At 69.4% G+C, this 12,822-nt stretch carries 14 protein-coding genes; 7 read left to right on the forward strand and 7 right to left on the reverse strand.

Annotation, left to right across the window (positions count from 1 at the left end; translation table 11 throughout):
- Positions 1–16: 16 nt before the first annotated feature.
- Entirely contained in the window at positions 17–790 is a 774-nt protein-coding gene (locus tag ACYZGB_RS00525; RefSeq protein WP_462386175.1) for an NIPSNAP family protein, read from the forward strand.
- Positions 787–1,362: a hypothetical protein gene (locus ACYZGB_RS00530; protein ID WP_462386176.1), complete on the forward strand. Its 576-nt coding sequence runs from the start codon at positions 787–789 to the stop codon at positions 1,360–1,362. Before ACYZGB_RS00525 ends, ACYZGB_RS00530 begins: the two co-directional genes overlap by 4 nt.
- A gap of 118 nt (positions 1,363–1,480) precedes the next feature.
- On the opposite strand, the gene ACYZGB_RS00535 is transcribed toward ACYZGB_RS00530, so the two are convergent.
- Positions 1,481–2,392 carry an oxidoreductase gene (locus ACYZGB_RS00535; RefSeq protein WP_462386177.1) on the reverse strand — a complete coding sequence of 304 codons (912 nt, stop codon included), beginning with the start codon at positions 2,390–2,392 and terminating at the stop codon, positions 1,481–1,483.
- A gap of 157 nt (positions 2,393–2,549) precedes the next feature.
- Between ACYZGB_RS00535 and ACYZGB_RS00540 the strand changes: the two genes are divergently transcribed.
- A complete protein-coding gene (locus tag ACYZGB_RS00540) occupies positions 2,550–3,533 on the forward strand; it encodes a LysR family transcriptional regulator (protein WP_462386179.1) in 984 nt (327 codons plus the stop codon).
- 178 nt (positions 3,534–3,711) lie between these two features.
- On the opposite strand, the gene ACYZGB_RS00545 is transcribed toward ACYZGB_RS00540, so the two are convergent.
- Positions 3,712–4,491 carry an SDR family oxidoreductase gene (locus ACYZGB_RS00545; RefSeq protein ID WP_462386181.1) on the reverse strand — a complete coding sequence of 260 codons (780 nt, stop codon included), beginning with the start codon at positions 4,489–4,491 and terminating at the stop codon, positions 3,712–3,714.
- 136 nt (positions 4,492–4,627) lie between these two features.
- Between ACYZGB_RS00545 and ACYZGB_RS00550 the strand changes: the two genes are divergently transcribed.
- Together ACYZGB_RS00550 and ACYZGB_RS00555 are read left to right on the forward strand one after the other, a co-directional pair.
- Positions 4,628–5,551 (forward strand): LysR family transcriptional regulator, encoded by a 924-nt coding sequence (locus tag ACYZGB_RS00550; RefSeq protein WP_462386182.1) that lies wholly within the window; start codon positions 4,628–4,630, stop codon positions 5,549–5,551.
- Positions 5,552–5,667: 116 nt separating this feature from the next.
- Complete coding sequence (locus ACYZGB_RS00555; protein WP_462386184.1) at positions 5,668–6,738, forward strand: serine hydrolase domain-containing protein; 1,071 nt, start codon at positions 5,668–5,670, stop codon at positions 6,736–6,738.
- 124 nt (positions 6,739–6,862) lie between these two features.
- On the opposite strand, the gene ACYZGB_RS00560 is transcribed toward ACYZGB_RS00555, so the two are convergent.
- Positions 6,863–7,432, reverse strand: a complete 570-nt coding sequence (locus tag ACYZGB_RS00560; protein WP_462386185.1) for a DUF1439 domain-containing protein — start codon at positions 7,430–7,432, stop codon at positions 6,863–6,865.
- A 177-nt stretch (positions 7,433–7,609) separates the two neighbouring features.
- Here ACYZGB_RS00560 and yjjJ point away from each other — a divergent pair, with 177 nt between their 5' ends.
- Positions 7,610–8,944 (forward strand): type II toxin-antitoxin system HipA family toxin YjjJ, encoded by a 1,335-nt coding sequence (yjjJ, locus tag ACYZGB_RS00565; protein ID WP_462386186.1) that lies wholly within the window; start codon positions 7,610–7,612, stop codon positions 8,942–8,944.
- Positions 8,945–9,100: 156 nt separating this feature from the next.
- Here the strand turns inward: yjjJ and ACYZGB_RS00570 are convergent, their stop codons facing one another.
- The 4 genes from ACYZGB_RS00570 to ACYZGB_RS00585 form a co-directional block, all read right to left on the reverse strand.
- Positions 9,101–9,352 (reverse strand): hypothetical protein, encoded by a 252-nt coding sequence (locus ACYZGB_RS00570; RefSeq protein WP_063459727.1) that lies wholly within the window; start codon positions 9,350–9,352, stop codon positions 9,101–9,103.
- A gap of 182 nt (positions 9,353–9,534) precedes the next feature.
- Positions 9,535–10,011, reverse strand: a complete 477-nt coding sequence (locus ACYZGB_RS00575; RefSeq protein ID WP_462386187.1) for a GNAT family N-acetyltransferase — start codon at positions 10,009–10,011, stop codon at positions 9,535–9,537.
- Positions 10,008–10,793 (reverse strand): tRNA-uridine aminocarboxypropyltransferase, encoded by a 786-nt coding sequence (locus tag ACYZGB_RS00580; RefSeq protein WP_462386188.1) that lies wholly within the window; start codon positions 10,791–10,793, stop codon positions 10,008–10,010. Before ACYZGB_RS00580 ends, ACYZGB_RS00575 begins: the two co-directional genes overlap by 4 nt.
- Positions 10,790–11,398: a class I SAM-dependent methyltransferase gene (locus ACYZGB_RS00585; RefSeq protein ID WP_462386189.1), complete on the reverse strand. Its 609-nt coding sequence runs from the start codon at positions 11,396–11,398 to the stop codon at positions 10,790–10,792. Before ACYZGB_RS00585 ends, ACYZGB_RS00580 begins: the two co-directional genes overlap by 4 nt.
- Before the next feature lie 104 nt (positions 11,399–11,502).
- Here ACYZGB_RS00585 and ACYZGB_RS00590 point away from each other — a divergent pair, with 104 nt between their 5' ends.
- Complete coding sequence (locus ACYZGB_RS00590; protein WP_462386190.1) at positions 11,503–12,756, forward strand: helix-turn-helix domain-containing protein; 1,254 nt, start codon at positions 11,503–11,505, stop codon at positions 12,754–12,756.
- The last annotated feature ends 66 nt before the right edge of the window (positions 12,757–12,822 follow it).

Raw genomic sequence — 12,822 nt, forward strand, 5'->3', positions numbered from 1 at the left:
ACACCAGGAGCCCCGCATGCCCGAAGCCCTCATGGCCCCGCCACCCCCTCCTTGCGCAGCCCCGCCCGCCGCCGACGAATGCGCCGTCGTCGAGCTGCGCCAGTACACACTGCACCCGCAGCAGCGCGAGGTGCTCATCGACCTGTTCGACCGCGAGTTCGTGGAGACGCAGGAGGCCCAGGGCATGCGTGTGCTGGGCCAGTTCCGCGACCTGGACCGGCCCGACATGTTTGTGTGGCTGCGCGGCTTTGCCCACATGGAATCTCGCCGCCGCGCGCTCGAAGGCTTCTATGGCGGCCCGGTGTGGGCCGCGCACCGCAGCGCGGCCAACGCCACCATGGCCGATTCGGACAACGTGCTGCTGCTGCGCCCCGCATGGCCCGGCGCCGCCATCGCACTGCCCCAGCACGCACGGCCCGCGCCGGGCTGCAGCGGCGCAGCGCCGGGCGTGCTCACCGCCACTGTCTTCGCCCTGCGCGAGAGCCCCACGCCTGCGCTGCTGGACTTCTGCCACCACCGCATGGCCCCGCTGCTGCAGCGCAGCGGCGCGCGCCAGGTGGCGTGGTACTGCACCGAGGCCAGCGCCAACACCTTCCCCCGCCTGCCCGTGCGCGAGGGCGAGCCCGTGCTGCTGGCGCTGGCCCTGTTTGGCAACGCCGCAGCGGCCCAGGCCGTGACCACCAGCGGCGCCTGGGAGCGCGGCGTGGCCCCGGGCCTGGCCCCCTGGCTGGCGGGCCCGCCCCACACCTTGCGCCTGCAGCCCACGGCGCGCAGCGCCTTGCACGCATGAAAACCCACCCGAGCACCACCAGCACCACCAGCACCACCATGATCACCCCCCATCTCATCACCATCCCTTCGCCCGCCGTTGTGCCCAGCGCAGCCAACGACTTCGACTTCCTCATGGGCCCCTGGCGCATCCGCAACATGCGCCTGGTGCGGCGCCTGGCAGGCTGCAACGACTGGGAGGTGTTCGACGCCACCGGCAGCGTTCACCCACTGCCCGCCGGCATCGGCAACTACGACAGCTTCACGCCCCAGGCCTGGAAGCCCGGATATGTGGGCATGGCGCTGCGCGTGTTCAGCCCCGAGTTGCAGCGCTGGAGCATCTACTGGCTCGACAACCTCACCGGCGGGCTGGACCCGGCCACCGGCCACCTGCTGCCGCCCGTGGTGGGAGGCTTCCAGGGCGGCGTGGGTATTTTCGAAGGCGAGGATCTGCTTGAGGGCCGCCCGGTGCGCGTGCGCTTCGAGTGGTCGCAGATGCACACCGGCGCGCCGCGCTGGCAGCAGGCGTTTTCGGATGACGGCGGCGCGACCTGGGAGGTGAACTGGGTGATGGAGATGGCGCGGCCGGTGTGAGCGTGGGCAGCCCGCGCACAGCACGCAGGCAGCCCTCAGGCACCAAAAAACCTGAGCCAAAACAGCCCCTGCCGCCTGATGGCAGGGCGCCATCAGCTATCAAAACAGGAGCATTTAATCACGCCGCCTGAAGCGCCGTCTCCTGCGCCGGGAAGTCCGTAGACGCTGCCACCGCACGCCACTGCGCCGTCTCTTTTGCCACAAAGGCATGTTTGTCGGCAATGGTTTGCAGCGTGTCCGTGCCCAGCGGCAGGCGCAGCGGCGGCGTGGGGCTGGCCACCAGCTGCATCACGGCCTGGGCCAGGCGCACGGGGTCGCCGGGCTGGTTCAGGTTGATGCGGCGGGCCGCCTCGCGCACGGCACCGGCGCTCTGGGCGTAGTCGTCCAGCACGCGGGGCGACACGGCCAGCGAGGCGCTGTCCAGGAACTCGGTGCGGAAGTACCCGGGCTCCACCACGGTGGCGTGGATACCCAGCGGCGCCAGCTCGGCGTGCAGCGCCTCGGTGATGCCCTCGACCGCGAACTTGGTGGAGCAGTACAGGCCAAACCCGGCGGCCGACTGCACACCGCCCAGCGACGAGATGTTGATCACATGCCCGGCGCGGCGCGCGCGCATGGCGGGCAACACGGCGCGGGTCACATGCAGCAGGCCGAACACGTTGGTGTCGTACAGGCGCCGCACCTCGTCGGCGGTGGCCTCTTCCACCGCGCCCAGCAGGCCGTAGCCCGCGTTGTTGACCAGCACGTCGATGCGGCCGAAGCGGTCGAGCGCCGCGCCTGCGGCATGGCGGGCCTGGGCCTCGTCGGTCACGTCCAGCGCCAGGGGCAGCAGGGCATCGTGTGCGCCCAAGCGCTTTTCGACCGATGCGGCATCGCGCGACGTGGCGATGACGGCATCGCCCTGGGCCAGCGCAGCCTCGGCGATGCGCGCGCCGATGCCACGCGAGGCGCCGGTGATCAGCCAGACGCGGGGGTACGAAGAACGGGTGGTGGGAATGGCTGTGGTGGGGGTGGTGTGTGCGGCGTTCATGGCAGGTCCTTGAGGTGGTGTTGAGCAATGGGCGGTGCCCATGGCGGTGGACTTTAGGCAAGCCATTGCCATTCAACTAGCCCATAATCTCTGGATTCATTCGCAAGCTTTGCTTGCCAATCCACCGCACACCCACCCCGCACAACGCCTGCCCACCATGGCCATCAATGAACTGCGTGCCATCGCCAACTTCGTCAAGGCCGCCGAGCTGGGCAGCCTGCGCCAGGCGGCGGCCGCGCAGGGCATCACGCCGCAGGCGTCCAGCCAGCTGCTGGTGCAGCTCGAATCGCACCTGGGCGTGCGGCTGTTCCACCGCACCACACGCAGCCTGAGCCTGACCGAAGAAGGGCGCCAGTTCCTGGCTTCGGCACAGCCGGGCCTGGCCACGCTGCAGCACGCGGTGCAGGGCGCGCGGCGCGGGCGTGAGGCAATGGCAGGGCCGCTGCGCATCGTGGCGCCACGCTCCATCCTGCTGGAGGTGATCTGGCCGGTGCTTGACGAGTTCTGCCGCCGCCACCCGCTGGTGGAGCCCGATGTGCAGCTGGACGACCGCATCGGCAACTGGGTGGAAGACCGCGTGGATGTGGGCTTCCGCTCGGGCTACCCGCCCGAGGGCGGCGTGGTGGCGCGCCGGCTGCTCACGCTGCAGCTCATCGTGTGTGCCGCGCCCGCCTACATCGCACGCCACGGTGCGCCGGCCAGCATCGACGACCTGGCGCAGCACCGCTGCAGCGGCTTTCGCCATGCGTCCACCGGCAAGCCCATGCCCTGGGAATTCCAGGTGGGCGACGACATCGTGGCGCACACCATCCACCCCACCTTCTGCACCAACGACATCGAAGCCGAGGCCCGCGCCGTGCTGGGCGGCCACGCGGTGGGCCAGTTGGTGGGCGTGACGGCCGCGCCGCTGGTGCGCAGCGGCCAGCTGGTGCCACTGCTGCCCCAGCATGTGGCGCAGCACCTGGCGCTGTACGTGTACTACGGCAGCCGCACGGCGCTGCCTGCGCGTGTGCGGGCCTTCATCGATCTGGCGGTGGAGATGGTGGCGGACAACCCGGCCTATCTGCTCACACCCAAAGAGCTGGCGACCCACGGCCCTGCGGTGCAGAAAAAGCCCCGGGCGCGAAAGCCCACGCCGTGAGCGCCGCGCTGACAGCTCAGAAGGTGTGAACGGATCCGGCGTGTCCGAGCAGGCCGCTAAAACACGGCCGGTCTAGGCGCAAAGCACAGCCATAGCTCGGGCTATGGCGAGCATTTGCAACGACGAGCGGGCGTGTTTTGGCGGGATGAGCGGGCATGATGGGTTCGTTCACACCTTCTCAAGCCGCAAACCCGCCGTCGATCAGCAAGCCCGCCCCCGTCACCATGCCCGATTCGGGCCCGGCCAGGTAGGCCACCATGCCCGCGATCTCGTCGGGGTGGGCATGGCGGTCCAGCGCCATCAGGCCGTGCATGTCGCCCGCCATGGGGCCGTCGGCGGGGTTCATGTCGGTGTTCACGGGGCCGGGCTGCACGTTGTTCACGGTGATGCCACGCGGGCCCAGGTCGCGCGCCAGGCCCTTGGTCAGGCCCACGATGGCGGCCTTGCTCATGCCATAGACGCTGAAGCCGGGCCATGGCACGCGGTCGGAGTTGGTGCTGCCGATGGTGATCACGCGGCCATAGGCACCGCCCTGGCCCATGTGACGCACGGCGGCCTGCGTGGCCACGAACACGGCGCGCACGTTCACGTTGAGGGTGTGGTCGAAGTCGGCCAGCGAAAAGCTGTCCAGCACGCCCGCCACGGCCACGCCCGCGTTGTTGACGAGGATGTCCAGGCGGCCCAGCGTGCGGGCGGCGTGGTCCACGGCCTGCGTGAGAGCGGCAGCGTCGGCGCTGTCGGCCTGCAGGGCCAGGGCCTTGCCACCGGCGGCCTCGATGGCCGCCACCAGCGCCTGGGCCGGTGCAGCCGAGCTGCTGTAGGTGAAGGCCACGGCTGCGCCATCGCGCGCCAGGCGCCGCACGATGGCCGCGCCAATGCCGCGCGCGCCGCCGGTGACCAGCGCCACCTTGCCCGCCAGGGGCTGATGTGTCGGGGAGGATGCCAGAACAGAAGACATGGTGTTTCTCCAGAAAAAGGGGATCAAAAAGGCTCAGTAACAAACCGGGAATAGCTGCAGTTTCGGCCATCCATTACTTAATCGGTAGCCATCAATGGGCTGGATCTATTTCAACCATCAGTTGAAAATACAGCCCATGCAACCCCTGAGTCACCTCGAATCGTTCGTCAAATCCGCCGAGTCCGGCAGCTTCTCGGCCGCTGCGCGGCTCATGGGCCTGACGCCCGCCGCCGTGAGCAAGAACGTGGCGCGGCTTGAATCCGGCCTGGGTGTGCGGCTGTTCCAGCGCAGCACGCGGCGCCTGACCCTGACCGAGGGTGGGCAGCGCTTTCTGGCGCAGATTCGCCACCCCCTGTCGGAACTGACGGACGCGGTAGACCACGCCGCAGAGTCCGATCAGCAGCCTGCAGGCACGCTCAAGGTCAGCGTGGGACTGGGCTTTGGCCGCGCATACATCGTTCCGCTGCTGGCAGAGTTTCTGCAGCGCTATCCGGCCATCCAGCCTGACTGGCGGTTTGACAACCGGTATGTCGATCTGATCGGCGAAGGGTTTGACGCAGGCATCGGCGGCGGCCTGAACAGGAACCCGGACATGGTGATGCGCGTGCTGGGCCCCACACACCTGGTGGTAGTGGCCGCTCCCACCCTGCTGAAGGGCCGCAAGGCGCCACGCCACCCCGCAGACCTGGCGCAGTGGGACGGCATCGCGCGGCTCAACATCCGCACCGGGCGCGTCAACGTCACAACGCTGCGCAACAAGGCGGGCGACGCGGCCCCGGTAGAGCTGCGCCCCCGCATCGTGTTTGACGACCCCGAGGCCATGTGCCAGGCCGCGCTGATGGGCCTCGGCCTGGCCGTGCTGCCCATGCCGTTTGTGCAGCCCTGGCTGGCGCGTGGCGACCTGGTGCGGGTGCTGCCCGGCTGGTGGGCCGACAATGGGCCCACCTCGCTGTACTACCCCAGCAAAAAGCTGCTGCCCGCGCGCACGCGGGTGTTTGTGGACTTTGTGGTGGAGCAGTTCAGCCAGCGCGGGTTTGCGCAGCGGGTGCGGGCGGATTGAGGCGGGCCCTGCCTCTGCATCCATTCATCACGTCATCACTTCATCTTTGGCTGGCGCAAAGGTGGCGGCTTCTACACTGGCAGGCACATCCCCGCGCCCCACCGAAGGAGTTCCGCATGCCCATCCGCTGGCCCGCCTGTTGTGCCTCGTTGTCGCTTTGCCTGCTGATCGGCGCGGTGGGCCTGACAGCCAGCGCGGTACATGCGCAAACCGTCGCTGCATCCGCCTGGCGCGAAACGGCCACCACAGAAGAACAGGCGCTGGACGCCGCCGCCTTCCAGCCCGTGGAGGCCGCGCTGGCCACGCAGTACCCCGATGTGCAAAGTGCGGTGGTCGTGCTGCGCGGCCGGGTGGTGTACCGCTTCTACCGCGACGGCGAACCAGAGAAGCTGCGTGATACCCAGTCTGCCTCCAAAAGCGCGCTCTCGGCCCTGCTGGGCACGGCCCTGGCGCAGGGCCGCATCGGCAGCGTGGACCAGCGTGTGGTGGAGCTGATGCCCGAATGGGCGCCGCTCAACCCCGACCCGCGCGCCGCCACCCTCACGCTGCGCCACCTGCTGACGCTGACCGCCGGGTTTGCGCTGGACGGCGGCCCGCGCACCCGCTCGGGCACCACAGCGCCTTTGCCCGTGCGCGAGGCCTGGGCAAGGCCGCTGGCGGCCGACCCGGGGCAGGTGTTTGCCTACGACAACTCCGTGACGCCGCTGCTGGTGGCCGTGCTGGAGAAAACCACCGGCATGCCCCTGGCCGACTACGCGCAGCAGCAGCTGGTGGGCCCCCTGGGCCTGGCCGCGCCGCGTTACCAGGGCAGCATCGTGCACCTGCGCACGCTCGACATGGCCAAGCTGGGCCAGTTGTACCTGCAGCGCGGCCAGTGGAACGGCCAGCCGCTGCTGCCCGAGGCGTTTGCCGATGCGTCCGTGCAGGTGCAGCACGCGGGCGGCCCGCCGGTGGGGCTGCCCTATGGCTACCTGTGGTGGGTGGTGCCCGGCAAGGCGGCGCGGCCCACCTTCATGGCCAGCGGGTTTGGCGGGCAGTTCATCTGGGTGTACCCGCCGCTGGACCTGGTGGTGGCCACCACCTCCACCGTGTCGCCCGAGAGCGGCCAGCGCGGGCAGGCGCTGCACCTCATCCGCAACCCGGTGTTTGCAGCGGTGCAGCGGCGGGTGGCGGGCGAGCCCCGGTAGAGCACCGGATGCCCCAAATTTGAAGCTTTTTCAGCCCCTACCGCGCGTCCATCAAGCGCTGATAGCTATCGTTTTTGAAAAAGCACCACACAACCCGCGGTACCGCCAGGGCTGAGAGCCTGTTCTAAGGCTTGCGCACAAACGCCACCTCCAGCCCCTTGGCCGTCACGGTGATGGGCCCCGGCTGCAGGCCCAGTCCGTCGAACACCGCCGTGTCCTGCGGGCGCAGCTGGTGCAGCGTGACCTCGCGCAGCGACTGCTCGGCCAGCACCGGGCCGTAGGCGTTGAGCAGGTCGGTCACAGCGGGCTTGAGGGTCGGGAAGTCCAGCCGCCCCAGCCGGATCTGGTGCGCACGCAGCGTGCGGTCGCTGGCCTCGTAGCGCAGCCCAAACTCCACATCGAAGGTCCCGCCGTGGCTGCGCCGCAGCGCGGGGCCCGCAGCGTCCACGGCCATAGTGGCGCCCAGGCGGTTCACGGCGGGCAGCAGGCGCAATTGCGGTGCCTGCAGGTTCAGATCAAACAGGCCCTGCACCGGCACGCTGCGCGGGAACTTGGTGGCCACCATCTCCTGCAGCTGCGCCAGCGGCACGGTGTAGCTGGGCTGGGCCAGTGCACCGCAGCCAATGAACAGGGCCATGCTGCCCAGGGCCAGGCTGCGGGTGGTGGCTGCAAGAAAACGGCGACGGTGGGGCATGGGGCGAAGTCTCCTCGGAAGGCGGTGGGACACGGGGCGATGCAAAAGGTGCCCTTGTGGCAAGCCGTGACCCCCATGCCCTGAACATTTTCAACTCATATTTTCTATTCACAGCCCCATGTAAACCAATGATTTCAATGTGAATTTGAATTAATTTATCTATTCATATAATCATTCATGCCTGCCCCCCACGAACTCTCCTCCAAAGCCCTGTTGGCCCTGCGCCGCCAGGGTGGCGTGCTGACCAGCACCGAGTTGCAGGCGCTGCTGGGCGTGAGCCAGCCCACGGTGTCGCGCGCGCTGGCGCCGCTGATCCATGCAGGCCAGGTGCAAAAGGTGGGCGCGGCGCGCTCGCAGCGCTATGTGCTGCCGCGCAATGTGCCCGGTGTGGGCAGCGAGGTGCGGGTGATGCGCATCGACACGCAGGGCCGCCCGTCCCCGTTTGCACGCCTGGTTCCGCTGGAAGGCGGCGCGTTCTGGGTGGACGAAGCCGACGGCGTGAGCGCGCGGCACGATGGCCTGCCCTGGTTTCTGGACGACATGCGGCCCCAGGGCTTCATGGGCCGCACCTTTGCGCATGCCCACCCCGCGCTGCAGCTGGGCCACGACCCGCGCCACTGGAGCGACGACGACGTACTGCGCGCCATGACGCTGTATGGCGACGACCTGCCGGGCAACCTCATCATGGGCGAGGCCGCGTTCCAGCGCTTTCACACGCTGCCCGCGCGCGCATCGCGGGTGGCATCGGCCGACAGCTACCCGGCGCTGGCCGAGCAGGCCATGCGCGGCACCCATCCCGGCTCGTCGGCCGGGGGCGAGCAGCCCAAGTTCTGCACCATCACCGCCGGGCGACACGTCATCGTGAAGTTCTCGCCCGCAGGCGATGCCCCCGCCGACCAGCGCATGCGTGACCTGCTGGTGTGCGAGCACCTGGCGCTGCGCACGCTGGCGCAGGCGGGGCTGCCCGCCGCGCCCACGCAGCTCTTCATGGGTGCGGGGCGGGTGTTTCTGGAGTCGGAACGGTTTGACCGCACGCCCCTGGCGGACGACGCGCCGCTGGGCGGGCGCATCGGCATGGTGTCGCTGCAGGTCTACAACGCCGAGTACGTGGGCGAGATCGACAACTGGGCCGCCACCGCCAACCGCATGGCGGCGCGCCACCTGCTCACACCAGCCGATGCACGCACGCTGCGCCTGCTGGAGGCCTACGGCCAGCTCATCGCCAACACCGACCGGCACTACGGCAACATCTCGCTGGTGCTGAAGGATGACGACTGGGCGCTGTCCCCCACCTACGACATGCTGCCCATGCTGTACGCCCCGGTGAGCGGCGAGCTGGTGCCGCGCGACTTTGCCAGCCGCCCGCAGCAGCCCACGGCGGCCACGCTGGGCGAATGGGACGAGGCGCTGCGGCTGGCGCGTGCCTTCTGGCAGGCGGCGGCGGCGGATGAGCGGGTGTCAGCGGATTTCCGGGCCATTGCGGCCGAGAATGTGGGCCAGGTTGGCGGCTGAACAGCCCCCGTTTCTGAGACAACTCCCGGTACTCCCTCCGCACCGCGCGATGTGCGTCGGCAGTTACAGAAAAAGACGCCGAGGCTTCTGACACTTCAGGTCAAAACAGGCCCTTGCGCCTGTCCAGCAAGCGCTAAATGCTCTCTTTTTTGATAGTCACCGCCCCACCACCGACCAACCCGCCTGCTGGTTCGTCTTGTCGTTTTCATACTCCCACGCCGTGCCACAGCGGTCACACACATAGCGGGTGAAGGTCACGGGGCCGTGGTCGCGGTCTTCCTTGCGGTTGCCGCGCTGCACCAGCTCGGCATGGCCGGGGGCCTTGCGCCAGTTGCGCTGGATGCCCTGGCAGGGCTCGCACAGGGCCATGGGTTGCAGTTCTCGTTGGCGGGCCGGGTCTTTGGTCATGGTGGGGTGGCCTTCTTTGCTGGCGGGTGGGTGGGTCGGGTTCGCCGCGTGTGCGGTAGGGCGGCTACTGTAAGGCACTGGCGGCGCCAGCGGACAGCGCGCAGGCAAAATCACATGCCGAAAAGGCCTTCACCGCGCAATAGATAAGCCTCAATAGCTATTAAATCAGGAGCAAGCTTCAACTACAGCGCCTTGCCCATGCGCGCGTTGTGCAGCACCACACCGGCGCGCTCCACCGCCTGGCGTTCTTCCACGGCAAAGCCCTGGGCCACAAAAAACGGCTCGGCCGCCAGGCTGACATCCGCCCACAACCGCGCCAGCCCGCGTTGCGCGGCCTGCGCTTGAATGTGCGCCATCAACGCGCTGGCCACGCCCTGGCGCGCAAACGCCGGGGCCACAAACAACATGTCGATGTAGCCACTGGGCTGCAGGTCGGCAAACCCCGCGATGGCACCACCATCGGCCTCGGCCACAAAGGGCTGGTTGGCCTGCATGCGCGCGGCCCATTGCGCGGCGTCGTGCTCGGCGGGGGCCCAGGCTCCACACTGCTGGGGGGTGTAGCAACGGCAGGCCAGGCCATGCACCGAGGCGTGGAACACCGCGCGCAAGGCCGGTGCGTCGCCCGTGCGGAAAGGGCGGATCTGGACGGTGGCGGTCATGGCGCAGGCGCCGTGGCCAGGCTACGCAGCCGCAGGTGCGTGGGGTCGTCCGCGTCCACCGGCAGCTGGTGCTTGGACTGCAGATAGTGGTGGGTGAAAACGTCCAGGTACGCATCCAGCACCTGCGCGGCCTGCGCCTCGCCTGCCAGCTCCAGGCACAGGCTGGCCACCTCGCTGGTGCAGAAATGGTCGTCGCGGCGCGAGCGGCGCAGCTGGTAGCGCGAGATCTGTTCGGGCGCCAGGCTCAGCACCGGAAAGCGGTCGAGGTAGGGGCTTTTGCGGAACATCTTGCGCGCCTCGGGCCAGGTGGCGTCGAGCAGGATGAACAGCGGGCGCTTGCCTGCGGGGGCGTCGTCTGCAGGCGCCACCTGTGTCACCACCCGCTCGGGCGCCACAAACTCGCCGGGGAACACCACAACCGGCTGCCACTGCGCGTCGGCCAGCAGCGCCAGCAGGCCCGGTTGCACCTCGGTGCGCGCCCAGCCAAAGGCAAAGGTGTCGGCCACCACATCGGCGATCAGCCAGCCGGTGTTGCTGGGCTTGAGCGGCTCGATGTCGGCCATCAGCAGGCACATGCCCGCGCGCGTGGGTACCTGGGGGCGCAGCGCGCAGATGCAGTGGCTGGGCACCAGGCGGCAGCCTGCGCAGCGCTCGCCCTTGGGGCCGCCGCGCGCCAGAAAAGGCTTGGCGCTGCGGGCCAGGCGCTCGGCGCGCAGGCGCGAGACCGCGTGCGGCTCGCGCGGCGCCGTTACCGCAGGCGACGGTGCGGGCGTTGTCGTCACAGCCCGGCCGCTTGTTCCAGCGCAAACAGCGGCAGCTCGGCCTTTCGGCTCAGCCACACGCCGCCGCCCAGCTCGATAGCGCCCTGCTGCAGGCCGCGCCGGTACAGCTCGGCGCGGTGGCGGAACACGCGGTTGTCGGTCAGGTCTTCGTCGATGATGTCGCGTTCGTAGTCCTCGCGCGAGACGGCCTCGACATACAGCGCGCCTTTGCACAGGCGCCCCAGGTTGTGCAGCGCGGTCTTCAGATCGGGCGGGCTCAGGTAGGGCAGCACGCCCTGGCAGATCACGAAGTCAAACGGCGCGTCGGCCACATAGTCCACCACCGAGCCCTGCTGCCAGCCGAAACGCTCGCACAGGTAGGGGCTGAACTCCACGCCCTGGTAGCTCGCTGCGGGAAAGTGCTGCGCCACGATGTCCTTCCACAGCCCGATGCCACAGCCCACATCGAGCACGCGGTGCACCGGCACGCGCAGGTACTTGAGGTAGCTGCACACAAAGGTGCCCAGGCGCTCCATGTGCTGCGGGTCCACCACGCTGGTTTTCTTGTCGAAGTAAAAGCGCTGGTAGTAGGCCTCGTCGAAGGTGGTGGCGCTGGCGGATTTCAATGGGCGGTCCTTGTGGGCAGGGAAGACAGGGAGGGCGAGAGTATCCCGCACCTCCATGGAGAACCTGTTTGCGGTCTTTTCAGGGGGGCGTGTAGTCTGTCGCCATGGATTCGATGATCTCTGCCGCCGCCCGCGCGCTGGCGGGGGGCGACGCCCTCACCGCGCTGCAGCGTGTGGCCTTGCGCGACGACCCGCCCGCGCTGGCCCTGCGCGGCATTGCCATGGCCCAGCTGGGCGAACACCCGCGCGCCCGCGAACTGCTGCGCCGCGCCACCCGCGCGTTTGGGGCCCACGAGCCCGTAGCCCGCGCCCGCTGCGTGGTGGCCGAGGCCGAGGTGGCCCTGGCCCAGCGCGACCTGGGCGGCAATGGCAGCAAGGGCCCCGCAGCCCTGCTGGCAGCGGCCCACACGCTGCAGGCCCACGGCGACACCACCAACGCGCTGCAGGCCCGGCTGCTGGCGGCACGCAGGCTGGTGCTGCTGGGGCGGCTGGCAGAGGCATCCGACATGCTGGCAGCCCAACCGGCCGACGGTGTTCCCCCGCCCACTCACCTGCCCGCCCCGCTGGCCACCGTGGCCGCACTCACCCGCGCGGAACTGGCGCTGCGTGCCCTGCACATCGACACCGCCCACGCCGCCCTGCAGCACGCCGAGCGGGCCGCACAACATGCCGGTGTGCCCGCGCTGCAGGCCGAGGTGGCCCATGCGCGTGCGCTGCTGGCCCAGCCCGCCGCCCGCCTGCTGGGGCCGGATGGCGAGCTAGCGCTGCGGCTGCAGGACGTGGCCGCACTGCGTGCATCCGGCCACATGCTGGTGGTCGATGCCTGCCGCCACGCGGTGCATGCGGGTAGCGCAGCGCTGCACTTGGCGCGCCGCCCCGTGCTGTTTGTGCTGGTGCGCGCGCTGGCTGAGGCTTGGCCGGGCGATGCGGACCGCGAGTCGCTGATTGCCAGCGTGTTCCGCACCCGCCACCCCGACGAGACGCACCGCGCCCGACTGCGTGTGGAGATGGGCCGCCTGCGCAAACTCATCGCGCCGCTGGCGGGCGTAGCGGCCACCGCGCGCGGCTTTGCACTGCACCCCCAGGGCGGACGCACCGTGGCCGTGCTGGCACCGCCCGTGGATGGAGAACAGGGCGCACTGCTGGCGCTGCTCGCCGACGGCGCGGCCTGGTCCACATCGGCCCTGGCACTGGCACTGGGCGACAGCCAGCGCACCGTGCAACGCGCGCTGGCCGAGCTGGAGGCCAGCAGCCAGGTGCGCGCCATCGGCCAGGCCCGCGCCCGCCGCTGGGTGGCCGCGCCGCTGGTGGGATTCACGACGATCTTGTTACTCCCTACCACGCAGCCAAATCCCTAAAGTGGCCACACCACCCACCGCACCACCTCGTCAGCGTGCACCGGGCACCCCCCGCAAGGAGCCATC

Source organism: Acidovorax sp. Q11, from assembly GCF_054950075.1.